We start from the raw sequence: 25,134 nt of genomic DNA on the forward strand, positions 1-25,134 counted from the left end.
AACTAGCTTTGCTGCCCACAATTTTTTGAAGCGAAATCAAAAGGCGTAAATTCGTCTAGATTCACTAATTTCTTGACTTGCCATAAGTTGTAATTGTTTTGCATTTGTAGCCAGCTTTCAGGTGACCGGCCAAGCACTTTAGACAGCTTCAAGGCCATCGCTGGGGAAACGTCAGACTTTCCATTTAATAGACGACTGATGATGCTTGAGCTGACATGAAGATGTTTGGCTAATTCATTAGAACCAATATCAAATTCGTCTAGATACACCCTTTTAATAAATTCACCAGGGTGGATAGGATTATGTTGTTGAATAGCCATATTTTAACACCAATCGGTCAGTGTACCTTTGTGTTCTAGATCAGCACGAATATCACTATAGTGTGGGACAGCTATGCGCTTAATTCCTAATGACAGGTGTCCGTAGATCATTCTTGTCCTAACAAACTTCCTATCCTCAGACAGTATATGGCACCCTATGATATTTTCAGTTCTGTAAGTTCTCTCTGTCAACCACCCAGTTTATAATGGAATTAAAAGAGCTAAAAAATTACGCAACCGCTATAGTCTGATGGCTAAACTTCTTGAGCATTATTATGGATACCCCAAAAGCATACTTTGTTATACGAAGTGATTTAGAACTTAATCCTGCCAAGCTTGCTGTGCAGATAGGGCATGGTACAGACATGATATGGCAGCACCAAATGGTAGACCAAGCTTCATTCAAAACTTGGTTAAGCCCCGAACAAGGTGATAGGCGAAAAATTGTACTAAAGGTAAATTCATTTGAAAAATTAACCAGCTTAAAAGAAAAACTAATTAGCAATGGTTTCTATTGCTTTGATATTGTTGATTCAGGCTATAACTTTGTCGAAGCCTATACTCAAACGGGTATCGTAATTTTTCCAACGGCAGTAGAAAGCAAAGTAATTAAACGATTGAGGATATTATAAATTTATTTTTAAGCAAAGATACGACATACTTTATGTAGTATCTAGCACATTGATTAAGAGGATCGTTAAAATAGTATGAACAGACTAAAATACTATAGGTTGAGTACAGAGACTTATGCGAGATATGTCTTATGCCTCCTCAGAAAAGTACTTGCATTTTTACAACCGTTTTATTGATTATACTTCAACCAATACCAAAAATAAGACATTCGTCCCAACCGTAATATCAGAGCCAATCCTAAAAGAATATTCAAAACGACTAAACAAAATGTGAAAACAGCTATTTGTATGAAAATAGCTAAATACTAAATGAAATCAAGGGTTTACATATTTTCACAAAAAAAGACTTGTAACAGTGATGAAGAAGGTCAGATTTTAGTTGATGAAGTCATTAACTTTATTGGTGTTTCAACAACAAAACGGGCTAGCATCCAACGCTGCCTGATTAATGATTTAAACCCGAACTCAGTACGAAAAGCACTAGCAAGCTTACGGGATAATCGTGACTTTATTCCCCTTGCCACATCAGCTTTAGCCCGTGCTAGAGCTGACTGGCTATATGGAATCAATATGAGTCGCGTCTGTTCTATTCAAGGCAGAAAAGCCGGTTATCAAGGAGTGCTCTCTGTTGGGCGTGTTCAAACTCCCTTGTTAGGCTTAGTGGTTCGACGTGATCAAGAAATCGAAAACTTTCAACCGAAGCCTTATTTTGAAGTGTTCGCCTTATTGGAAACAGAAAAAGGCGAACAATTTAGAGCCAAGTGGCAACCCAGCGAAGCCTGCCAGGCTTATCAGGATGAAGAAGGTCGAGTACTCTCCAAAAAGCTGGCTGAAACTGTCGTCAATCGTATTACCGGCCAACCTGGGCTGATTACCGCTGCTACCAAAAAACGCAAACAACAAGTGGCTCCCCTCCCCTATAATTTATCCTCTCTTCAAATTGATTCAGCCAGACATTATGGGTTAAATGCCCAACAGGTGTTGAGTACCTGCCAAGATTTATACGAAAAACATAAGCTGATTACCTACCCACGTTCCGACTGTCGTTATTTACCTAAGGAACACTTAAACCAAATAAATACTGTCACCGCCGCCATTAATCAGGTATGTGAGCCATTACGAAAAGCAGTTGTTGAAGCTGATTTATCCTTAAAAAGCAAAGCCTGGAACGATAAAAAGGTAGAAGCACACCATGCTATTATCCCTACCGAACGAAAACTTGATCCAAGCCGTTTATCTAAAACCGAGTTACAAATCTATGAGTTAATTGCAAGACAGTACCTCGCCCAATTTTACCCTGCTTGGCAATATGATGATCGAAGAATAGAAGTAGAAATCAGTGGTGGGCTGTTTGTTGCTACTGCAAGACAAACGGTAGCTTTAGGCTGGAAAAAACTATTTAGCAAAAGTAATGGAAATAAAGGCTATGACAATAACCCCAATCAAGAAGTACAACAGAAACTACCTGATTTAAAAAAAGGCGATGTAGTCCAATGTTTAAAAGGCGAGTTAGCCGAACGAATGACCCAGCCACCCAAACCATTTTCGGATGCTACCCTATTATCCGCAATGACAGGTATCGCCCGATTTGTCAAAGACCCTGAAATCAAAAAAATATTAAGAGAAACTGATGGCCTCGGTACTGAAGCCACCCGTGCAGGCATTATTGAGCTACTATTTAAACGCCAATTTTTAACCCGCCAAGGTAAACAAATCCGCTCGACTGAAACAGGCCGTCAACTTATCCAAAGCCTGCCAGAAGTGGCTACCACACCGGATATGACCGCCCAATGGGAGTCACAACTAACGTCTATCAGCAACAAAGAAACTAGCTATCAGCGTTTTATGGAGCCGATGACAAACACCCTTCATGACTTAATTACTCAGGTAGATGTAAGTGCCTTTAGTAAGCTAAAAGGACAAGGACAAACCTTCAAAAAGCAACCAAAGAGAAATTATAAAAAAAGAAAAAAATCCTAACTAACTAAGACTTTTACAACTTAACTTGTATAATTCAAGGGCTTTTATTTTTAAACTATAAGCCCTGTTTTTATAAGACTGAGTTTTCTAACTATCAATAACTAGTGAAAATAAATTCTAATCCATATATCTACTTTTAAGAAAATCATGTATTCCGTCGCCTATTTTTCTGAGTCCTTGATCCAAGTATGAGTGTTCAATGGTTAAAGGAGGCATTATTTTTATGACGCTATCATTTTTTCCACAGGTCTCTATTAAAAGCTTATGCTTAAATAAATATTGAGAAAGTACTTTGGCTGCTTGTGCTTTGGGTATTTCCAAGCCCCAAATCATTCCTCTTCCTCTAACAGACATCTTTAACTGAGGAAAATCTGATACAAACTGCTCAAGGCAGCTTTTTATCATATGACCCTTTTGAAGCACTGTTTGTGATAGCTCATCATTATCCCAATAGGTCAATAATTCCGCTGCTGCAACAAATGCTAAATTATTTCCTCTAAATGTGCCTGTATGTTCACCTGGCAGCCATTGATCTAACTCTGGTTTTATTAAGGTAAAAGCAAGTGGCAAACCACCACCAATTGATTTGGAGATGCAAACAATATCAGGCTTTATTCCAGCAAACTCAAAACTAAAAAATTCACCAGATCGTCCATTACCCACTTGAATATCATCAACTATTAAAACTATACTATTCTCTCTACACAATTTTTCAATTTCTTGAAGCCACTCTTTCGACGCAGTATTAATGCCCCCTTCTCCTTGAATCGTTTCTAAAACAATAGCAGCAGGCATTGATACACCACTACTAGAATCTTCTATCAATTTTCTAAGATATTTTGCGGTATTAACAGTTTCACCAAAATAACCATCATAAGGCGCATGATAAACATTTGCTCGCCCTCCATCACTTGGATTATGATAGTAGTTATTTGCTGTCAGCATCAATGCCCCCATAGTTAATCCATGATAGCCTTGGGTAAAAGCAATGACATTTCTACGCTGGGTAACACGGCGAGCTAACTTAATAGCAGCTTCTACTGCATTAGTTCCTGTAGGACCGGTAAATTGAATTTTATAATCAAGACCTCTTGGCTTAATAATAGTTTGAAAAAATTTTTCAATAAAATTTTGTTTTGCTACTGTGGCTTTATCTAAACTATGTAAAATTCCTTGGTTATTAAGATAGTCAATTAAGGCTTGATTCACTGCCTTTGGATTATGGCCATAATTAAGCGTGCCAGCCCCAGCAAAAAAATCCAAATATTCATTTCCTTGGTCGTCCCATATAACAGCCCCATCAGCTCGATCAAAAATGACAGGAAATGAACGGATATAGCTTCTCACTTCTGACTCGTAATCTGAGAATAATTTCATTACTTTCCCTTAAAATTAATTTGCAATCTTTTTCGTATAAAATATTACCTAATTATCATCATACCTAAGCTATATTTAGTAGCTTACCTGGTAGTGGAGGTGTTCTCAGTGCTACAAATGCTAGCCTAGGAATAAATTCTACTAAGCTAAATCTTCGATTAAATCGATACTGAAATTCAGCAAGATAACGTTGTGCATATTTAGCGCGAATAGCATGATAAGTACTACGTAAAGCACTTTTTAAGTTTCCAAGGATGGTGTTAACCCAATAAAATTCAGGTTCCTCTACTGATGCACGACCACCACCGCATACAATTTTATCATGAAGACAACCTGCTTCTATGACACCATTAAAACAGGCCAGTCCATCGGAGATTACGGTACTGCCCTTGGCCAAATTCTGCCTACTCCAAGCCGTTATCTCTTCTTTATTAAACCCTTTTAAAATGCTCAGTTTAATTCGTGTCGGTTGACCTTGTTTTGTTGTTTCTACGGCTGCTACAAAAGGTATTTTCCCATCTGCTCCCCTACCTCTTTTGCAACCTGTACGCTCACCACCAAGATAGGCATCATCAATTTCAATAAAACCCGACAATTGCTTGGTGCCTTCTCTTTCTTGCATCACTTTCATGAGCTTATGTTTCATTCTCCAGGCAGCTTGATAGGAAATACCTAAATGGCGATGTAATTCTATGGCTGATATACCTTTTTTGTCTTGGGAGATCAAATACATCCCTTGGAACCAAGTCTTTAATGGTAATTTGGTTGATTCAAAGATAGTACCTGCAGTTACAGATGTTTGCTGGTGACATTTATAGCACTGCTGAAGCTTTCTAGTAGTGAGTTGACAGCATTTGTCGTATCCACAATTGGGGCACTGAAAACCTTCTGGCCATCGCAATTTGTATAAGGTATTAAAGCATTGTTCTTCTGTACCATATTGTTTGAGAAACTCGTTTAAACTCAGGCCTTTTTGAAATTGAACTTTGTTGATAGCCATTATTTATACCTTCTCAATTAAGTTTCCATGCTGTTCAAATATACAGCAGTTAATGGCTTAGGTATAGTGATAATTAGGAAATATTATTTGGCGTCTACTTTTAGAGGAAGAAACAATAGTCATATCACCCTCTTAGTATTCCCTTTACTACTTATAGTATAAAATAACAGTATACTTGCTATTATTAGTAGTCCGCAGATTCCATACAACAGGGTGATGCCTCTTCCAGGGCCAACACCTAACACTGCCACCATGCTAGAAGCTAAAGGTCCATTTATAGCCATCATCGGTTCAAAAATATAATCTGCTAAAGGTCCAGCTACTAAGAATGCGAGTGGCAAAGCACCTTGTGAAACAATAGTTTGGATACTTAATACTCTGCCTTGTATTTCAGAAGGTACAGTAGTTTGCCAAATGACTTGATCGCAGCCGTTTACAATAACAAACGACAGTGTAATTAAAAGCGCTATTGCAGATAAAAATAGTACTGCATATACTTCTTTTATAAAAATTAAAGTTGACATCATTAACAATATACCAATTATTAACAGTGCCATACAGATACCTTTTACTTTATCTTTTGGTCCTCCCCATATAGCTAGAAAGATACTTCCTAGTAAGGTACCCACTCCAGCTGCTGTCAAAACCTTACCCAACTCAATAACATTTGAAAAGCTTAAGACAAGAGGAGTAAATAACACATGAACAATCCCTATTGAGAAATTAACGACAGCCATGAATATCAGCAAATATAGCAAATTTCTGTTTTGTCTTAAATATTGAAGACTAAAAGTAACATCACTCCTGATACTTCTATTATCTTTTTTACTATCTTTAATCCTGCCATCACAATCACTCAACTGTTTCAATACAACCAATATAAGCAAAATAGCTGCAAGAAAGCTTATGATATCAATAGCAAATATTCCCTCTATACCGATTGTAACCAGAGAAAAAGCAGCAACAGCCGGTACAGATATTTCTACAATACCCATCCCCCCCTGAATAAAACCCTGCACTCTTACCAGTTGACTTTTACTAACAATAACCGGTGTAAGTACAATAAAAGTCTGATTTATCAGTCCATTAAAAACAGAGCTAATGCTTGCTAAAAGAATAATCAGCCATACTTCCAAGCTCTGGTTCATATATAAAAATAAAAGCAATAATGTACAAATTCCTGCGCCCGCATGGCCTATAATCATTAACAAGGCACGCGAGTGCCGATCAATTAAAGCACCAATAACAGGTGCCATTAATAATTGCGGTGCTAGTGCAGCAAAGCCAATAAGTCCATATGCTGTTGCAGACTGTGTTTCTTTATAAACCCACTGCCCCAAAGCAAAATCTGTCATCATAGTCCCTAAGACAGATATTAACGTTGCAACCAGCAATAATAAAAACCGAATAAAACCTATTGACTTATCCTGTTCATCACTACATTCAGATTCTTCAGTCAAAACATGCATATTTACTCCACTTGCTAAACAGCAAATACATAAAACTATTAATTTATACTCTTCGCGAATGATTTTTAGGCTTTGTTACCATCGTTCTTGACCACCATGGAAGGTGGAAATGCAGTTAATGCATGGAGCATTTAACTGTCACCCCAGGCATTTAGTTTACTAAACTCCTGGGGGCAAGTCTGCTACTGTAAGACTTGCGGTAGCTACTTTAATTTATAGAAAAGTGCTACTGGAACTCATCTCTCGGTGGCCTCGCCTAAATTATCCTTAGCTGTGAGTATATACCGTTTTATTTTTACACCTAAAAATGACTCATGACAGGTATAAACTAACTAATTTTCTTTTGAATTAAACTTACTATTGAGCCAACATTCTCATGATTCAACATGGAATGATGCTCTCCCATTACTTTATATGTATTTACTTTTGAACAGTATTGTTGATAGTCCAGTACAACCTCAGGTAAGTATGGTTTTAGTTCTTCACAATAAAGAAAATAAACATCACCATTAAATTTACCACTAGGAAGGTAGTGATCATTCATATTTTTTTGGCTTTTGTATGCTTTCCAAAAATCATCCACTGAAAATGACTGATTATTTATCAGCCCCATCTTTTGCATAGCTAGCGATATATTCTTTGAAAAAACATCAATAGCAGGACTATCTAAAGTAAGCTCAGCTTCAGTACTTATTCCTAGCCACTCACTAAGTGCTAGTATGAAGTCCATTTTTATTTTTTCTTCATTTTCCTGCTCATCAATACCAAAGACATTATTCGACAAAACCACATCTAACATAAAAAGCGTAACATTGATGCCTTCATTTTCTAACCTTCTCCCCACTTCAAAAGCAACTCTTCCTCCAAATGAATGCCCAGCTAAACTACAACTAGCAGTACTAAGATGTCGTTTTATTTCTAATGCATGATGATCAATCATATCTTCAAAGTTATTAAACACTACAGCTTCATTAAATAACCCTTGTGCATCAAAAGCTTTGATATTTACCTTATTAAACAATGCTCTAGATAATTCTGAAAAGCCTATTGATAAACCACCTAACCCGGGGAAACAATACAACGATGGTAATTGCTCTTCATCACTAAAAATAACTAACTGTGAGGCTTCATCTTTTTTCACAGTACATACTTTTTCCTAATTATCATCATACCTAAGCTATATTTAGTAGCTTACCTGGTAGTGGAGGTGTTCTCAGTGCTACAAATGCTAGCCTAGGAATAAATTCTACTAAGCTAAATCTTCGATTAAATCGATACTGAAATTCAGCAAGATAACGTTGTGCATATTTAGCGCGAATAGCATGATAAGTACTACGTAAAGCACTTTTTAAGTTTCCAAGGATGGTGTTAACCCAATAAAATTCAGGTTCCTCTACTGATGCACGACCACCACCGCATACAATTTTATCATGAAGACAACCTGCTTCTATGACACCATTAAAACAGGCCAGTCCATCGGAGATTACGGTACTGCCCTTGGCCAAATTCTGCCTACTCCAAGCCGTTATCTCTTCTTTATTAAACCCTTTTAAAATGCTCAGTTTAATTCGTGTCGGTTGACCTTGTTTTGTTGTTTCTACGGCTGCTACAAAAGGTATTTTCCCATCTGCTCCCCTACCTCTTTTGCAACCTGTACGCTCACCACCAAGATAGGCATCATCAATTTCAATAAAACCCGACAATTGCTTGGTGCCTTCTCTTTCTTGCATCACTTTCATGAGCTTATGTTTCATTCTCCAGGCAGCTTGATAGGAAATACCTAAATGGCGATGTAATTCTATGGCTGATATACCTTTTTTGTCTTGGGAGATCAAATACATCCCTTGGAACCAAGTCTTTAATGGTAATTTGGTTGATTCAAAGATAGTACCTGCAGTTACAGATGTTTGCTGGTGACATTTATAGCACTGCTGAAGCTTTCTAGTAGTGAGTTGACAGCATTTGTCGTATCCACAATTGGGGCACTGAAAACCTTCTGGCCATCGCAATTTGTATAAGGTATTAAAGCATTGTTCTTCTGTACCATATTGTTTGAGAAACTCGTTTAAACTCAGGCCTTTTTGAAATTGAACTTTGTTGATAGCCATTATTTATACCTTCTCAATTAAGTTTCCATGCTGTTCAAATATACAGCAGTTAATGGCTTAGGTATAGTGATAATTAGGAAAACTTTTTTACTCCTGTGCCTTTTATGCTTAATGTGGCGAATATTTTTTATTTAATAGTTAATCGACTCAATAATAGCTCTTTTCCTAAGTAACAATTTATCAGTCATGAGCATAAATTTATTTTTCATATCCTTTTTAACTCTAGTGATTAGTAGCAGTCCTTCTTTATGTAATTCTTCGGTCAATTTCGCAGAGATATAGCCTCTGCCACCAAATACTTTTCCAGTTAAACCAGTTAGCCATTTTTACAACCGCCTTATTGATCGCACTTCAATCAACACAAAAAATAAGACATTCGTCTCTCCAGTAATATCAGAGCCAATCCTAAAAGAATATGCAAAACGACTAAACAAAATACAAAATCAGCTATTTATATGAAAATAGTAAAATACTCAATGAAATTAAAGAATTACATATTTTCACAAAAAAAGACTTGTAAAAGTGATCGAGGTATAAGCTGAACGAATAACCCAGCCACCCGTGCAGAGGTTATTGAGCTGTTATTTAAACTCCAATTTCTACCCCGCCAAGGAAAACAAATCCACTCAACTGAAACAGGCTGCCAACTTATCCAAAGCTTGCCAGAAGTGGCTACCACTCCAGATATGACAGCCCAGTGGGAATCACAACTAACGTCCATCAGTAACAAAGAAGTCAATTATAAAAGCTTTATGGAGCCACTAATACATGCTTTACCAACATTAATTATGTCAAGTAAAGCCCGAGTTTTTTCAGGCTTAAAAGGACTGGGACAGAGTAAATACTAAAAAATCGGTAGCAAAGGATACCGTATAGTAATATAAGTGATTCAAGAATCCTTTATTTACAGTACTTATGGCTTTTACCCACATACTGATGGTATTCATTTCATCCGACTTTATAGTAAAAGCGCTAACTACACATAAAAATAACGAACGAAGTAATAACATAAACGTCCCTATAAAATGACTAATTCATTAATGATCGACTCTACTTCCGCTTTTTCATCTTGGTTAAAAGTGAAGCCAATAGTAACAAACAGTCCGTCCTGCTCAAGTAATATTACCCGTTTGAACACACCTGGCACAAATTCTGGGTAAGTAAAAATAATATCAGTCGCAGTGATTTTATTATTAGCAAACTGCCTAGTTTGCTGGCCGTGAATAATTATATCCTTGTCAGTTAAAAAATCACTTTTTGCTTTTGACAAGGTTAATATTGCCTCTGGGCCTGAATTTTTTTCAGCCGGATTCCCTTTCGATATGTAAAACAAGTGAATTGTTTTAAACTCGTTTCGTCCTATTTTTTTATGCTTATTTGTATTTTTGATATACCAAGATTTTGGAAAATTAAGTTTTAAGCCCAAACTAGCATTGATATACTGATTATTTTCAAAATAGCCCATTGATATCATGTCATAATCACTAGGACTCTCACCATTAACGCTACATGCCGCTAACATAAAGCAAAAAAACAAACTGATATAGCTTGCTACAACTTGTTTCATTAATTCCATTCCTTATCCAGTATTACTCAAGCTCATAAGTATAAACAGATAAGATAAAAAATGAACCTCAACCTACAATATTAGTTAGACTGCAAATATTCCCAATAGGGGGAAAAACGCTGACCAACCGGATATAAAAATAATGCATAGTCAGAATCATACAACAACAGCCACATCTATTTCAGAGCAGGTAACGGAAGTCGTACAAAAGCTTTATATTCCCCCCAATGACTGGAACCAACTGTTTACAATCTATCAAGTATTACATCAACCCCCACCACAAGCATGGCAACTGAGTGATCATTACTATGCTGTGGCAGACTATCCAACTGTACAACATGTGTTAAAGTCAGATGATTTTTCGGCTAAACGGGTACGGGCTATTTTTAAACAAATCACCCTTAACCCAACCCCTTATGAACAACTAATTCAAGGTTTCGAAAATTGGGTACTATTCAAAGATGGCGAACCACATACTTTACTAAGACGCTGCATTAACCAGGCATTTAATCGTCAAACATTAGACAACATGCAACCTTTGATGCACGAGTGTATTGAACAATTATTACATCCATTTTTGAACCAAACAAAACCAGTTACCTTTGATTTAATCAAAGAGGTCGCTTTTCCCTTACCCATGCTAGTCATAGCCAGAGCACTTGGTGCCAAGGCTGAAGATGCCTTATACCTGAAACAACTTTCAGACCGCTTGACTCGTGTTTTTTTCGCCAATATCACCCCTAGCATTCTTGGCGATGCTGAGCAGGCGATGTTTGCTTCACGTGATTATTTTCTTCACTTGATTAATCAACACCGGCAACAACCTCAAGAGAACTTACTGGGTGCGTTATTAAACTTACAAAATACCCACCCTACAATAACCGATCAGTGTATGGCGGATAATTGTTCAATGCTATTATTAGCAGGTCATGAAACAACCACTAGCACTATAGGGAACTTATTTTATTTTCTTGATGAGCAAGCGCTACTGAATCCTGTTTTACAAAACGTTACTCTATTCAGTCCAGCTATAGAAGAAACCCTTCGCTACAGCTGTCCTGTACAGTCAATACGACGTATCGCGACTAAATCAATAACCCTGCATCAATATCAACTACAACCAGGCGATTGTATCGAAGTCCTGTTAGGTGCTGCTTGTAGAGACCCTAATATCTTTGAACACCCCGATCAATTTAAACTGGACCGTCAACATAACAAACACTTAGCTTTTGGTTATGCTCGTCATCTTTGCTCAGGCGCACAACTCTCTCGTCTTGAAATGCAACTCGTATTAACTCACTTGAGCAGCCTTTCAATTGCCGTTGACCGAAAACAAGCAAAGTGGCGCCAACAAGACACATTGGTCGGCTTAGAAAGTTTACCCATCACAATCCAGTAACGAGTAGTCCATGCGCAAAGTTATCCAACTTTATCCATGGACTATGAGACTTGAATCTATGCCTTGCCAATAACAAGGCATACATATTTTCAACCACAAACTGTCGTAAATACACCAAATAAATCAGGGTGGTCAAAAATATAACAAGTAGAATAATCAGGGATCTTCACCGTGATATGTTCTGCTTTAGCAGGTAAATTTTCGGGAATATCACCACCTTTTTGCCAGCCTTTAGTAATAGTACAGTTATCATTAGCAAATGCTTTTCTAACTTGCGCATCTTCAGAGCCAGCTACTGCTTTTTGCACCATATGTGTCGAAAGAGTGAAAGTCCCCTGATCAACTTTACACTCACCCAATACAGCAAAAGACATACTACAACCGAGTACTGTTAGAATTATCATGCTTGATTTCATTATTACCCATCCTTTGGTTCACTATCATTGTTTATAAGTTCATTTTTCATAAACAATACAATAATAAATTTGTATTACTGTCCTTAGTTATCAGATACAGAGGTCGCTGAAAAATTATAGAACTTGGTTAAACCATATACAAAATCTATATTAAAATCCCTTAGAGAATAGATTTTTCATGCCCACTATTATCTTACCGAAAGTTTTTCGTCACTATCATGTAATATGAATAAAACATTTTTCGTTTTTAAAGAACTATTGCATAGTTAATAATGCCAAGTAAGGTACTAAAAAGAATACAATAAAAATTAGTTTATATAATCCAATAAATGCATACACAACTATATTAAATACTTCTCTTGATATTGGAAACCACTTACTTTGAACCTGATAAATCCAATTAGAAAAGAATACACACATGAGAGTAATGTAAATCAGAAACCCAGCATTTAAAATAGTGCACCACATAAAGAAATCGGTTAGTTTCTTAATATCCATAAGCCCACCTTGATATATTTCTAGTTTTTCAGAGTTATTTAATCAACTAACACCACCTCACCCATAAAGCTTTTATCAATAACAAAACCCCACTTAACCAACTGTTGCTTGCTAAAAATCAACTGTCCTTTTGTCAAGGTTTTATAAGGAATGCTTTTTGGAGGTTTCTGCTCACCTAGAATTTCATGGGCAATTTTAGCCGCCTCCTCCCCAAATAAGATACCATTTAAAACCATTCCGCCTACAAGCTTATTGTATCCAATCACATCTGTATGAACAGTAAACACTGGCACAGGTGAATTAGCTGACATCCATTTCACAAACACATTAGTATTTTCCTTACTGCCATCAGGGGCTGTTAATCCCAAAAAAGTTGTTGCTAGAACCAAGTCATATCCATCACTCTTGCTGGATTTTATCCATTCTTGCCACTGCTTAACCTCACCAGATGCTTTGACATCAACCTCAAAAGAAACCAGTTTAAAACTTTGTTGATTGTTTAGTTCAATCTTTAAAAATGCTTTTCCAGTTTGGTTTGTACCTAATAGTAAGAGTGCTTTAGTTGGTTTTAAATTTAGGGACTCTTTCATCAAAAAGAGCGTTCGTTTGATGAGTGGGCGCTCTAAAATACCTGTTACATTCGGATATTCGAGTAACCATGGATAATCCAGCCGTATATTGGCATTTACCCCCATAAAAACTACAGGTATTTTCTTGCCAATTTTAGGTACCATTAGCTTGAGCGCATTATCATCCGTAATAAAAATCAAGGCAGGATCAATCACTTTTACCTGCTCATAGACCTCTGCTGCTTTAGTTTTAAACTGATCTGCCGGTAACTTTTTGGTCCCCATTTCTAATTCATGAAAAACATAATCGCTATTTGCAAACCCAGACCTTATCCCCTGACTTTGCTCACTCACCCACTTGTTTGACTCAGATCTACTATAACTATGAATAATTAACAGATCCTTAACACCAGCGGAGAGCTTAATAGGAATACTTATAGTTAACACCAATGCCACTAACAGGGAAACCATCAATTGATAAGAAAATAATTTTTTCATCTTCATCAAAACACACCAGTCGTTTTGCCTCTAGGATTCCACACCTTTCATTTTAGGTATATTGCTAACAAGTTTAGCCCAAGATGGGAGCCAAACCATTCTGTCAATTCTCTAGCTACTAAATAATGGAAAAAGCACTAAAAAAAACCCCAACACACAATTGTGTCAGGGCTAGGAAGGGAGTCGTGACATAAGGCTATTACAGCCTTTAAAAAATACTGTTAATACTATTTATTCTGTACGATAGCTATCAGTTGACGGACAAGAACATACTAAATTACGGTCACCATAGACATTATCGATACGGTTAGTAGTAGGCCATACTTTTTGTTGTTTTAACCAATTTAATGGAAAAACGGCTTCTTCACGAGAATATGGACGGCTCCACTCAGTATCAGTAATATCAGCTAATGTATGGGGTGCATTCACTAAGGGGTTACTGTCTGCTTGCCATTCACCTGTTGTGACTTTTTGAATTTCCTGACGAATGGTAATCATAGCGTCAATAAAACGATCCAATTCTGCTTTTGACTCACTTTCCGTCGGTTCAATCATTAATGTGCCTGGCACTGGAAATGACATAGTTGGTGCATGAAAACCAAAATCCATTAACCGCTTCGCCACATCTTCTTCTGAAATTCCGCTTTCTGCTTTAATGGGGCGTAAATCAATAATACACTCGTGGGCGACTCGGCCATTGCTCCCCCGGTACAGCACTGGATAATGCACACTGAGTTTCTCAGCAATATAGTTAGCATTCAGAATAGCTACTTCCGTCGCCTGACACATGCCTTCAGTGCCCATTAATGCGATGTAAACCCAAGAAATCGGTAAAATACTAGCACTACCAAAAGGGGCTGCTGAAACAGCACCATTACTACCTAATGACTCATCTACCGGGTTGACGCTGTGGTTTGGTAAATAAGGTGCTAAATGGGCTTTCACACCGATAGGTCCCATACCAGGGCCACCGCCTCCATGAGGAATACAAAAGGTTTTGTGCAGGTTTAAATGAGAGACATCAGCACCAATTAAGCCGGGACTGGTTAATCCCACCTGAGCATTTAAGTTAGCACCATCCAGATAAACCTGTCCGCCATGTTGATGAACAATACGACAGATTTCCTGAACGCCTTCTTCATACACACCATGAGTAGAAGGATAAGTAATCATTATACACGACAGATTATCTGCGTATTTTTCCGCTTTTGCCGCTAAATCAGCCAGATCCACATTTCCGTTATCATCACAGTTAACAATAACCACATCCATCCCTAACATACTAGCACTAGCAGGGTTGGTGCCATGGGCTGAGCTGGGGATTAAACACACATTACGATGGTCATTACCATTGGCTTTATGATAAGCACTAATAGCCAACAAGCCAGCATACTCTCCTTGTGCACCTGAGTTTGGCTGATGAGATAAAGCATCGTAACCGGTCATTTCTACTAGCCAGTCAGCCAACTGCTGCAGCATTTCTTGATAGCCTACCGTTTGATTTTTTGGTGCAAACGGGTGTATTTGCGAAAACTCAGGCCAGGAAACAGGCATCATTTCTGCTGTGGCATTCAACTTCATAGTGCAAGAGCCCAGTGGAATCATTGAATGAGTCAGAGAAATATCTTTGTTTTCCAACTGTTTTAAGTAACGCAGCATTTCAGTTTCAGAATGATGTTGATTAAAAACTGGGTGGGTTAAAATATTATCACTCCGTTGATAAGCAGGGGGAATTCCCACTAACCCTTTTTCTGCTAACTGTTGATCCCAATCGGCAACTTGCTGGCCATGATCAGCGCCTAAGATAATAGACCACAACTGTTGGACATCTTGTGCCGTGGTGGTTTCATCTAAAGCAATACTGATTTTCTCGCCATCAATTAGCCTGAGATTAACTTGTTCTGCTAGGGCCCGCTGGTAAATCGCTTTTGTTTGCTCCCCTGCTTCCAAAGTCAAGGTATCAAAATATTGTTCATTGATACGCTTGACTCCTTTTGCAGACAACCCCTCGGCCAAAATAGAGGTGAGACGATGGATACGAGTAGCAATGGTTCTTAGCCCAACAGGACCATGATAAACCGCATAAAAGCCAGCCATATTAGCTAATAAAGCTTGTGCCGTACAAATATTGGAAGTGGCTTTTTCCCGACGAATATGTTGTTCACGGGTTTGCATCGCCATGCGTAATGCTAATTGACCACGTGTGTCTTTTGATACTCCAATAATACGCCCAGGGGTTGACCGTTTGAATTTATCACGCGTTGCAAAGAAGGCTGCATGGGGTCCACCATACCCCATAGGTACACCAAACCGCTGAGCGCTACCAATGACTACATCAGCCCCTAATTCTCCAGGGGACTTTAGCAATACCAGACTTAGAATATCAGCAGCGACTACAGTCATCGCTTTTTGCTGCTGAGCAGCTTGAATGACCGCATTAATGTCACCAATTTCCCCTTCTGTTGTTGGATATTGCAGTAAAACACCAAACACATCGTAATTGGCTAAGTCTTGATAGGGGTTACCGATAATAATTTCAAAACCAAAATATTCTGCTCTGGTTTTAATCACATCGATGGTTTGTGGATGGACATTCTCAGCCACAAAAAAGCTATTGGATTTCTTACGATTAGACCGTTTACAAAGGGTCATTGCTTCCGCTGCAGCTGTTGCCTCATCTAATAAGGAAGCATTAGCTAAATCCATCCCAGTTAAATCCATCACCATTTGCTGGAAATTCAGCAATCCTTCCAAACGGCCTTGGGATATTTCAGGCTGATAAGGTGTATATGCAGTATACCAACCTGGGTTTTCTAAAACATTACGTAAAATAACGTTGGGGGTAATGGTATTATGGTAGCCCATGCCAATATAAGATTTAAAAACCTTATTTTTGCTGGCCATTTTTTTTAAGGTGGCTAATGCATCCTGTTCAGTCATACTATCGCCCAGCTGCATAGGCTTTTTTAAACGAATCGACTGAGGTACCGTTTGCTCAATAAGCTGCGCTAAGGTTTCTACCCCTAACGCGGCTAACATGGATTGTTTATCCGCTTGATCAGGTCCAATGTGACGCTGAATAAAAGCATCATTCTGTTCAAGCTGCGGCAAAGGCTGTTTATCAACTGTCATCTGCATTAACCTTTTAATAATAAGGGATATCCACTGCTTGAATGACTTTAAGCAGTAGTTTCAGTTGCATTATTTCATTTAAAAACAATGTCTGCACTAAATTAAAAAATCATTCATACAGGATAAAATTAAACTTCAGTTTCGACTACGGCTTGATAAGCATCTGCATTCAATAATTGAGCAAGCTCTGCTTTATCGGACAACTTAAGCTTAATTAACCAACCATCAGTAAAAGGTCCCTCATTCACTTGCTCTGGGTTATCAATCAAGGCTTCATTGACAGCAACCACTTCTCCAGAAATCGGGCTATATACATCGGATGCAGCCTTAACAGATTCCACCACTGCAAACTCATCACCTACTTCTAGATTAGAGCCCACCTCAGGCAACTCAACAAATACCAAATCACCTAGTAATTCCTGAGCATGAGCAGTAATACCGATAGTGACAGTATTATCGTCATTTTTCTGCACCCACTCATGAGACTTACTATAATACAGCTCTGTTGGAATTTGACTCATATGCTTTACCCTACTGTTTAATACTGCTTACAGACTTATCTGTAGCCAAAACGATTTATTTACTTATCAATTGTTAGCTATAAAGTGGAAAACGTTTGCATAGTTTTGCCACTTCAACCCGAACTACTTGTTCAGCCACTTCATTACTGTCTGGATGATTAACCAAACCGTCTAACACATCAGCAATTAAATGACCGATTTGACGAAACTCTTCATTACCAAATCCACGACTGGTGCCTGCTGGTGTGCCTAACCGTATACCTGAGGTAATTGTGGGTTTTTCAGTATCAAATGGAATGCCATTTTTATTACACGTAATACCAGCATTTTCCAAGCTGACTTCTGCTTTATTGCCTTTTAATCCTTTGGGTCTTAAATCGACTAAAACTAAGTGGGTGTCAGTACCACCAGAAACAACGGCATAGCCTCTTTCGACAATCACTTCAGCCAGCACTTTTGCATTACTGACAACCTGATCGATATAGGTTGTAAACACAGGGGTTAACGCTTCACCAAATGCAACGGCTTTTGCTGCAATAACATGCATTAATGGCCCACCCTGCAAACCAGGAAATACGGCTGAATTAATTTTTTTACCAAGTGTTTCGTCGTTGCTTAAAATCATTCCCCCTCGTGGGCCACGCAGGGTTTTATGAGTAGTTGTAGTAACAATATGGGCATGGGGTAAAGGACTTGGGTGAGCACCCGTGGCAACTAACCCAGCAATATGGGCCATATCCACCATTAAGTAAGCCCCGACACTGTCTGCAATTTCACGAAACTTATTAAAATCAATTTGTCGTGGAATAGCAGAACCTCCTGCAATAATTAATTTAGGTTGATGCTTTTTCGCGAGGCGTGCGACTTCATCATAATCAATAGTTAAGGTTTCTGGATTAACACCATACTGCACTGCGTTAAACCATTTGCCGGATAAAGCCGGTTTTGCACCGTGGGTTAAATGCCCACCTGCATCTAACGACATACCTAAAATCGTATCACCAGGCTGGGTCAGCGCCAGCATCACCGCACCATTAGCTTGGGCACCAGAGTGCGGTTGAACATTCACATATTGGCAGTTAAATAATCTCTTGGCACGATCAATCGCTAATTGCTCAACGACATCAACATGCTCACAGCCACCATAATAACGTTTTGCTGGGTAACCCTCTGCATATTTATTGGTTAACACTGAGCCCTGAGCATTTAATACGGCTTTAGAAACAATATTTTCTGATGCAATTAATTCTATTTGTTCTTGTTGACGGTTAAATTCATGGTTGAGTGCCTGCTGCACATCATTGTCAACAACTGCTAGGTTTTCAGCAAAAAACTGCTCAAGTACTGTATTTGGATATTCAAATTGGCTCATTGTTAACCCCTAATCCACTATTTATTCAGTTATCTATTTTTTGTATTAATTAACAATTAATTGGTGACTAGCAGGCCACCACGTTAACTGCTAATCCACCTTGCGATGTTTCCTTATATTTCTCTTGCATATCAAGACCGGTTTGCCGCATGGTTTCAATAACACTATCTAATGAAACATGATGATCACCATTGCCTCGAATCGCTAACCGAGCAGCATTAATGGCTTTTATGGCCCCCATGGTATTTCGCTCAATGCATGGTACTTGCACTAATCCAGCAATGGGGTCACAGGTTAAGCCTAAATTGTGTTCCATGCCTATTTCTGCCGCATTTTCCACTTGTTCATTAGTTCCACCCAGTACAGCAGTTAATGCACCTGCTGCCATTGAGCAGGCCACCCCAATTTCTCCCTGACAGCCAACTTCTGCAGCAGAAATTGAAGCATTTTGCTTGTATAGCATGCCAATAGCCGCAGCTGTGGCAATAAATCTGACAACTCCTTCACGGCTGGCACCATGCACAAATCGATCATAATAAGCTAATACAGCAGGAATAACGCCAGCAGCACCATTAGTGGGTGCAGTTACAACCCGACCACCTGCAGCATTTTCTTCATTGACTGCCATAGCAAACAGGTTAACCCAGTCCATTACCGTTAACTGATCTTTTAGTGCAGCCTCTGGTTGACTGGTTAACTCTTGATAAAAGTCAGCAGCACGACGTTTTATTTTTAAGCCACCGGGTAGCTCTCCCGATTGCTGACAGCCTCGCCGAATACAGTTATCCATAACTTGCCAAATATCATAGATTTGGTCATACAACGCTGGTTGAGACAGTTCAGGTTGCAAAGCCTGTTCATTTTTTAATACCAGCTCAGCAATCGATAATTGATGCCGTTGGCAAAGTGCTAACAAATCTTTTCCTGAATTAAATAAAAAGGGGACAGTAACAGCTCCATCAATAGCAGCTTGCTCACCTTTAGTGACAACAAAACCACCCCCAACAGAAAAATAAGTGCCTTCAAAAAGTAGTAAGCCATGAGCATCATAGGCCAACATTTGCATTCCATTGGGGTGCTCAGGTAGGCTTGCTTGATAGTGGAATTTAATATCTTCAGCAGGATTAAAAACAATCAGATGTTTTCCCTCTAACCTGAGTTGATGCTGAGTATTAATAGCTTGAATATATTCTGGTATACGATCCGGATTTACTGTAGCAGGTGCTTCTCCTAATAGCCCCAGCAACACAGCTGTGTCCGTCGCATGGCCTTTACCTGTGAGCGCCAGCGAACCATATAAAGCGACTTTTACCTTAGCTACCTGATTCAGTTGTTGTCGTTCAGCTAAATCGGCTAAAAATCGATTGGCTGCCACCATTGGGCCAACAGTATGAGAACTCGATGGCCCAACTCCTATTTTAAATAGGTCAAAAATACTTAGCGCCATGATTAGGTACTCTGTTTAATTAAATTGCTTGTTAATAAAGCGCTTTACTACCCTACACTTGTTGAATGTCTGCAGAAAATAGCGACTATCAAATAAACTCAACAACTCGTTAAACGCTTTTCAAGCTTTTCATTGTTTCAGGCTAACTATTTGTAATAGGTGCAAATTAACAGGTGATATAACCTTGCTAGAAGCCCTTTGTTAGCAACTCGCTTAACTACTAATTGAACACAATAGAGATGATAGGGTGAAAGACTAGCAACCTTTTCTCTTTAAATCAACTTTGTTTCTTATTGGAAACATAATTCGTAACGACGAATCCTTTGCTAGTTTAACAAAGAAGAAAACCCTCTGCTTTTCATTAAGTTATCCTTTCTGTACTATCCTGTGGCTTAAACAGCGGTTAGTGTTAAGGAAACTTTATGGCGGATGAAACCCCCGGATTACCTAAACTGGAAACATCATTATCCAGTGAAGCTTATGTAGAGCCTTTACAATTGGGTAAACGACTAAAGGAAATCCGCCTTAGCAACAACTGGACTTTAGAAGAAGTTAGTCAGCGGACAGGCTTAGCTCGATCGACACTATCAAAGATTGAAAACGATCAGATTTCACCCACTTTTACAGCGGTGCAAAAACTAATTCAAGGCCTGGGCATCGACCTACCTCAATTGTTTACGCAACCAAAAACTCCCCATGCCACTGGGCGGCGCGATATCACCCGAGCCAATGAAGGAAAGCCTCACCCTACTCCGACTTATGAACATGAGCTACTTGCTACCCAACTGGTTCATAAAAAGATGCTACCTTTTAAGTCATATGTTCGAGCCCGCTCATTCAGTGATTACCAGGAATGGGTTCGTCATGAAGGAGAAGAGTTTTTACTGATACTGTCTGGTTCGCTGCTATTTTACTCAGAGTTTTATGAACCTGTAGAGCTGCATGTCGGTGATAGCGTTTACTACGATGCCAATATGGGGCACGCCCTGGTGTCAACCAGTAAAGAAGATGCGCACATTCTATGGGTGACCGCCAGCTAGCTAACTGGCTGGCTGTTAACACCCACCTTCCTCAACTCTCTATAGTTACTCACTTCCTACTAATCTCAGTAAGCATGAACCCTGAGCTGCAAGCAACTGTTAACGTTTTGTTACATCTATTCAAAGCATTTCTATGTTTCATTACTTGCATCGATTTAGCAAATAAGATAGGTTGTTTCCAATAGGAAACTATTTTAACTGAGTTGGGCTTTTAATTAGATCTACTCAGTCAATGCCACTTATGCTTTTAAGTAAAGGTAAAGAATAAGAACGTAAAACCCAATATGGCTCATAGTCACCAGAGAAAACTACTCTCTCGTGACTAGTTTAATATCAAACTGTTTGAGCTCAATAAAGCTTTTACCAGTAAAAAATAAACTATTTTGTTTTGTTAATTAATAAAACAAAAATACAACAACAATATTAGGTGGGTTTACAAAAGTACCATAAGCAGAAGCTCACTTATACTGAGTCACCAATGAACATGTAGCAAGCTATACAGCTTCAACCAAGCTAAATACTTGCTAACAATAATATTAATAACAACATAACTTAAACAAATTGCATAATGATTGTAATAAATCATTTGCTGTATAAAATGCTTAGCGATTGATGCGATATTGTAGGACCCGCTCTAAAAGTCACTGTTCATTTAAAAGCTTTTATCTGGTCACTCCCTTTCGCTCAACCTTTGCGCCTAATAAATAGACAAAAAAGGCACCTTAAATATAACAACAGAGTAACTTAAATAAAGGTGATCAAAAGAACAGCATATGAAAATCAAACTACCACTAAACAAAAAACCAATGTAGGATTTGAGTCCTTGAATTATCTCATGCTGTGCCAGTAGCATGATTTATAACAAAAAATGGGCTGTTGTTATCTGCTCGCAAAACACACTTAAGCCTTCTATTTCACCATGCAAGTCGGCAGAAATGTGGTGTAGCTAGCTACTTGAGCAAATGTCACAGACCCTAATCAACTGCTAGAAAAAAATAGAGATGGTATTTATGGAACTTCTTCAATCAATTAGCGGGTTTGTCTGGGGCCCCGCCATGTTATTTCTAATTCTAGGCGTTGGCTTCTTTTTAAGCTTTCGATTAGGTTTTATGCCAATCCGAAAATTGGGCTTGGCGTTTAAATTACTGTGGGGGGGCAGGAAAGAATCTAAAGAAGCCGGTGAAATATCTCCTTTTAATGCCTTAATGACTTCATTATCTGCCACTATTGGCACCGGAAATATTGCCGGGGTGGCTACTGCCATTACCTTAGGTGGTCCAGGCGCCTTGTTCTGGATGTGGTGTACCGCTCTGGTCGGGATGGCAACTAAATATGGCGAAGCCGTTTGTGCCGTTAAATTCCGTGAAAAAGATAAAAATGGTAATCACGTCGGCGGTCCCATGTATTACATAAAAAATGGCCTGCCCAAATCCTGGTTATGGCTAGGCACCACTTTCGCCGTATTAGGATCCATTACTGGATTTGGCATGGGTAACACCGTACAAGCCAACTCCGTTGCCAATGCCCTTCAAGAAAATTTCAATATTTCACCTACCATCACCGGCATTATCATGATGGTATTGGTGGGTGCGGTATTAATTGGTGGAATTAAGTCTATTGCTAAAGTCGCCGGTAAATTAGTGCCTTTTATGGCCATTGCTTACCTAGTAGCTGGGGTGATTGTATTGGCTTTAAATATTGAACAAATCCCCGCCGCATTAGAGTTAATTTTTACTAGCGCATTCTCTGGTACCGCTGCAACTGGTGGCTTTGTGGGTGCAGGTGTTGCCGCAGCAATACGTTTTGGTGTAGCCCGCGGGGTATTTTCTAACGAAGCAGGTATTGGTAGCGCACCAATTGCCCATGCTTCTGCTCAAACCAACAGCCCAGTCAGACAAGGTTTAATCGCCATGCTGGGTACTTTTATTGACACAATCATAGTCTGCTCAATTACTGGTCTGGCAATTGTTGCCTCTGGTGCCTGGCACACGACTACCGGTGTCAAAGGCGCAGCAATGACTTCCCTCGCATTTGAAACTACCTTACCAGGCGTGGGCAGCTCTATTGTTACCATTGGTTTGGCTATTTTTGCTTTCACTACTATTTTAGGCTGGAGTGTATACGGCGAGCGTTGTGTACAATATTTGCTGGGTGAAAAAGCCATTGTACCATTCCGCTTGGTTTGGGTAATTGCTGTGCCTGTTGGGGCCATCGCCAGCCTAGACTTGGTATGGATTATTGCCGATATCTTAAATGCATTAATGGCTATTCCTAACCTGATTGCTTTAGCAGCATTGAGTCCAGTGATTATTAAACTGACTCGGGAATATTTTGCGCAAAGTCAACAGGTCATTGAAGGTCAAGCCGTGCCATCCAACGACTAAGTAAACAGGGTAGCCTACGCTACCCCACTTTTTATGGGAGAAAATTATGACCACAAATGACGCATTATTGAAAACCCCACTGTATAACTTGCACCTTGAGTTAGGGGCGAAAATGGTGCCTTTTGCCGGTTATCAAATGCCAGTGCAGTACCCACTGGGAGTTAAAAATGAGCATTTACATACCCGGGCAAAAGCTGGTCTTTTTGATGTCTCCCATATGGGACAAGTGCAATTATTTGGTGATCAAGCAGCACAAGCTTTAGAAAGGCTGGTGCCAGTTGACATTATTGAATTACCTGTTGGTAAACAGCGCTATGCTCTATTTACTAATGACCAGGGTGGTATCTTAGATGACTTAATGGTCAGCAATATGGGTGACTTTTTATTTTTAGTAGTTAATGCCGCGTGCAAAGAACAGGATATTGCCCACTTACAACAGCACCTGCCCGCTGACGTAAAAATTAAAGTATTAACCGACCGCGCTTTACTTGCATTACAGGGTCCAGAAGCAGCTAATGTGCTGGCCAGGTTAGCTCCATCCGTAAATGACATGGTGTTCATGGATAGCCAGGCACTTAATATAAAAGGCATTGACTGCTTTATCAGCCGCTCAGGCTATACCGGTGAAGATGGCTTTGAAATTTCTGTTCCTGCTGATCAAACCGAAACCTTAGCTCGTTTGTTGTTAGCAGAGCCTGAAGTAGAAGCAATTGGCTTAGGTGCTCGCGACTCACTAAGGCTAGAAGCAGGGCTTTGCTTGTATGGCCACGACTTAGATATCACTAAAACCCCACTGGAAAGCAGCTTAATTTGGGCTATTAGCAAATCCAGAAGACCTGAAGGTAGTCGTGCAGGAGGCTTTATTGGTGAAGCCAAAGTCCTTGAACAAATCACTGAAAAAAACTGGCAAACCAAACGAGTGGGTTTACTGCCACAAGGTAAAGCCCCTATTCGTGAAGGGACTGTTCTAATCAATAGTGAAGGCAAAGAAATTGGTAAAGTGACCAGTGGTGGTTTTGGTCCTAGTTTTGGTGGCCCAATTGCCATGGGTTATGTGGAAACAGCTTACAGTACCCTGGATACTGAAATTTTTGCCCAAGTTCGAGGTAAATCACTGCCAGTTAAAGTAGCTAAAACACCTTTTGTTGAACAACGATATTACCGAGGCTAACCAGACTTTTAATATTCGATAAAATAGACGAGTTAAAATATTTTTCTATTTCATAAAGCGCCAACCCAACAGGCGCTTTTTTTATTCCCCTTCTTTATTTATTACTTTTTTTTAATAACTCAAATAATACATTCCTAAAAAATATAAATGTTTATACATAAATAAATATTATGTTTACATTCTTTACAATTTTATAAGTTAGCCAACTTGTTCGCAAAACAAACAGCCTCACAC

21 protein-coding genes and 1 pseudogene are annotated in these 25,134 nt (G+C 39.0%); 7 read left to right on the top strand and 15 right to left on the bottom strand.

Annotated features, from left to right (window positions below):
• Positions 1-2: 2 nt before the first annotated feature.
• Positions 3-320: a HigA family addiction module antitoxin gene (locus tag G4Y78_RS15880; protein WP_329604873.1), complete on the bottom strand. Its 318-nt coding sequence runs from the start codon at positions 318-320 to the stop codon at positions 3-5.
• Positions 321-595: 275 nt separating this feature from the next.
• Between G4Y78_RS15880 and G4Y78_RS15885 the strand changes: the two genes are divergently transcribed.
• Positions 596-952 (top strand): aminoacyl-tRNA hydrolase, encoded by a 357-nt coding sequence (locus tag G4Y78_RS15885; RefSeq protein WP_163833958.1) that lies wholly within the window; start codon positions 596-598, stop codon positions 950-952.
• A 309-nt stretch (positions 953-1,261) separates the two neighbouring features.
• Entirely contained in the window at positions 1,262-2,932 is a 1,671-nt protein-coding gene (locus G4Y78_RS15890) for a DNA topoisomerase III (protein ID WP_163833959.1), read from the top strand.
• Between the two features lie 117 nt (positions 2,933-3,049).
• On the opposite strand, the gene ectB is transcribed toward G4Y78_RS15890, so the two are convergent.
• From ectB to G4Y78_RS31720, 6 genes and pseudogenes are all read right to left on the bottom strand, one after another.
• A complete protein-coding gene (gene ectB, locus G4Y78_RS15895; RefSeq protein WP_163833960.1) occupies positions 3,050-4,309 on the bottom strand; it encodes a diaminobutyrate--2-oxoglutarate transaminase in 1,260 nt (419 codons plus the stop codon).
• Positions 4,310-4,373: 64 nt separating this feature from the next.
• A complete protein-coding gene (locus G4Y78_RS15900) occupies positions 4,374-5,309 on the bottom strand; it encodes an IS1595 family transposase (protein WP_163830705.1) in 936 nt (311 codons plus the stop codon).
• A gap of 119 nt (positions 5,310-5,428) precedes the next feature.
• Positions 5,429-6,778 (bottom strand): MFS transporter, encoded by a 1,350-nt coding sequence (locus tag G4Y78_RS15905; RefSeq protein WP_163833961.1) that lies wholly within the window; start codon positions 6,776-6,778, stop codon positions 5,429-5,431.
• Positions 6,779-7,106: 328 nt separating this feature from the next.
• Entirely contained in the window at positions 7,107-7,919 is an 813-nt protein-coding gene (locus tag G4Y78_RS15910) for a thioesterase domain-containing protein (protein ID WP_163833962.1), read from the bottom strand.
• 31 nt (positions 7,920-7,950) lie between these two features.
• The gene (locus G4Y78_RS15915) at positions 7,951-8,886 is read right to left on the bottom strand and encodes an IS1595 family transposase (protein WP_163830705.1); all 936 of its coding nucleotides are present in this window, start codon (positions 8,884-8,886) and stop codon (positions 7,951-7,953) included.
• Between the two features lie 131 nt (positions 8,887-9,017).
• Positions 9,018-9,191: pseudogene (locus G4Y78_RS31720) on the bottom strand (transposase); the annotation flags it as partial.
• A 273-nt stretch (positions 9,192-9,464) separates the two neighbouring features.
• Between G4Y78_RS31720 and G4Y78_RS15925 the strand changes: the two are divergent.
• A complete protein-coding gene (locus G4Y78_RS15925; RefSeq protein WP_408022098.1) occupies positions 9,465-9,734 on the top strand; it encodes a hypothetical protein in 270 nt (89 codons plus the stop codon).
• Positions 9,735-9,904: 170 nt separating this feature from the next.
• Here G4Y78_RS15925 and G4Y78_RS15930 read toward each other — a convergent pair whose 3' ends face one another.
• Entirely contained in the window at positions 9,905-10,453 is a 549-nt protein-coding gene (locus tag G4Y78_RS15930; RefSeq protein WP_163833963.1) for a hypothetical protein, read from the bottom strand.
• Between the two features lie 142 nt (positions 10,454-10,595).
• Here G4Y78_RS15930 and G4Y78_RS15935 point away from each other — a divergent pair, with 142 nt between their 5' ends.
• Positions 10,596-11,852: a cytochrome P450 gene (locus G4Y78_RS15935; RefSeq protein ID WP_163833964.1), complete on the top strand. Its 1,257-nt coding sequence runs from the start codon at positions 10,596-10,598 to the stop codon at positions 11,850-11,852.
• Between the two features lie 89 nt (positions 11,853-11,941).
• Here G4Y78_RS15935 and G4Y78_RS15940 read toward each other — a convergent pair whose 3' ends face one another.
• From G4Y78_RS15940 to G4Y78_RS15965, 7 genes are all read right to left on the bottom strand, one after another.
• Entirely contained in the window at positions 11,942-12,268 is a 327-nt protein-coding gene (locus G4Y78_RS15940) for a hypothetical protein (RefSeq protein WP_163833965.1), read from the bottom strand.
• A 255-nt stretch (positions 12,269-12,523) separates the two neighbouring features.
• Complete coding sequence (locus tag G4Y78_RS31725; RefSeq protein ID WP_408022075.1) at positions 12,524-12,766, bottom strand: DUF6868 family protein; 243 nt, start codon at positions 12,764-12,766, stop codon at positions 12,524-12,526.
• A 38-nt stretch (positions 12,767-12,804) separates the two neighbouring features.
• Positions 12,805-13,839 carry an ABC transporter substrate-binding protein gene (locus tag G4Y78_RS15945; protein ID WP_163833966.1) on the bottom strand — a complete coding sequence of 345 codons (1,035 nt, stop codon included), beginning with the start codon at positions 13,837-13,839 and terminating at the stop codon, positions 12,805-12,807.
• A gap of 225 nt (positions 13,840-14,064) precedes the next feature.
• Positions 14,065-16,965 (bottom strand): aminomethyl-transferring glycine dehydrogenase, encoded by a 2,901-nt coding sequence (gene gcvP / locus G4Y78_RS15950; protein ID WP_163833967.1) that lies wholly within the window; start codon positions 16,963-16,965, stop codon positions 14,065-14,067.
• Between the two features lie 128 nt (positions 16,966-17,093).
• Complete coding sequence (gene gcvH, locus G4Y78_RS15955) at positions 17,094-17,486, bottom strand: glycine cleavage system protein GcvH (protein ID WP_163833968.1); 393 nt, start codon at positions 17,484-17,486, stop codon at positions 17,094-17,096.
• Positions 17,487-17,559: 73 nt separating this feature from the next.
• Positions 17,560-18,858, bottom strand: coding sequence for a serine hydroxymethyltransferase (glyA, locus tag G4Y78_RS15960; RefSeq protein ID WP_163833969.1), 1,299 nt, complete (start codon positions 18,856-18,858; stop codon positions 17,560-17,562).
• Between the two features lie 67 nt (positions 18,859-18,925).
• Positions 18,926-20,305, bottom strand: a complete 1,380-nt coding sequence (locus tag G4Y78_RS15965) for an L-serine ammonia-lyase (protein ID WP_163833970.1) — start codon at positions 20,303-20,305, stop codon at positions 18,926-18,928.
• A 422-nt stretch (positions 20,306-20,727) separates the two neighbouring features.
• On the opposite strand from G4Y78_RS15965, the gene G4Y78_RS15970 reads away from it, so the two are divergent.
• The 3 genes from G4Y78_RS15970 (at position 20,728) to gcvT (ending at position 24,900) form a co-directional block, all read left to right on the top strand.
• Positions 20,728-21,345, top strand: coding sequence for a helix-turn-helix domain-containing protein (locus G4Y78_RS15970; RefSeq protein WP_163833971.1), 618 nt, complete (start codon positions 20,728-20,730; stop codon positions 21,343-21,345).
• Between the two features lie 1,010 nt (positions 21,346-22,355).
• The gene (locus G4Y78_RS15975; RefSeq protein WP_163833972.1) at positions 22,356-23,729 is read left to right on the top strand and encodes an alanine/glycine:cation symporter family protein; all 1,374 of its coding nucleotides are present in this window, start codon (positions 22,356-22,358) and stop codon (positions 23,727-23,729) included.
• A 46-nt stretch (positions 23,730-23,775) separates the two neighbouring features.
• Complete coding sequence (gene gcvT / locus G4Y78_RS15980; RefSeq protein ID WP_163833973.1) at positions 23,776-24,900, top strand: glycine cleavage system aminomethyltransferase GcvT; 1,125 nt, start codon at positions 23,776-23,778, stop codon at positions 24,898-24,900.
• Positions 24,901-25,134 lie beyond the last annotated feature (234 nt).

Origin of the sequence: Spartinivicinus ruber (assembly GCF_011009015.1) — a bacterium.
Classification (GTDB): Bacteria; Pseudomonadota; Gammaproteobacteria; order Pseudomonadales; family Zooshikellaceae; genus Spartinivicinus; species Spartinivicinus ruber.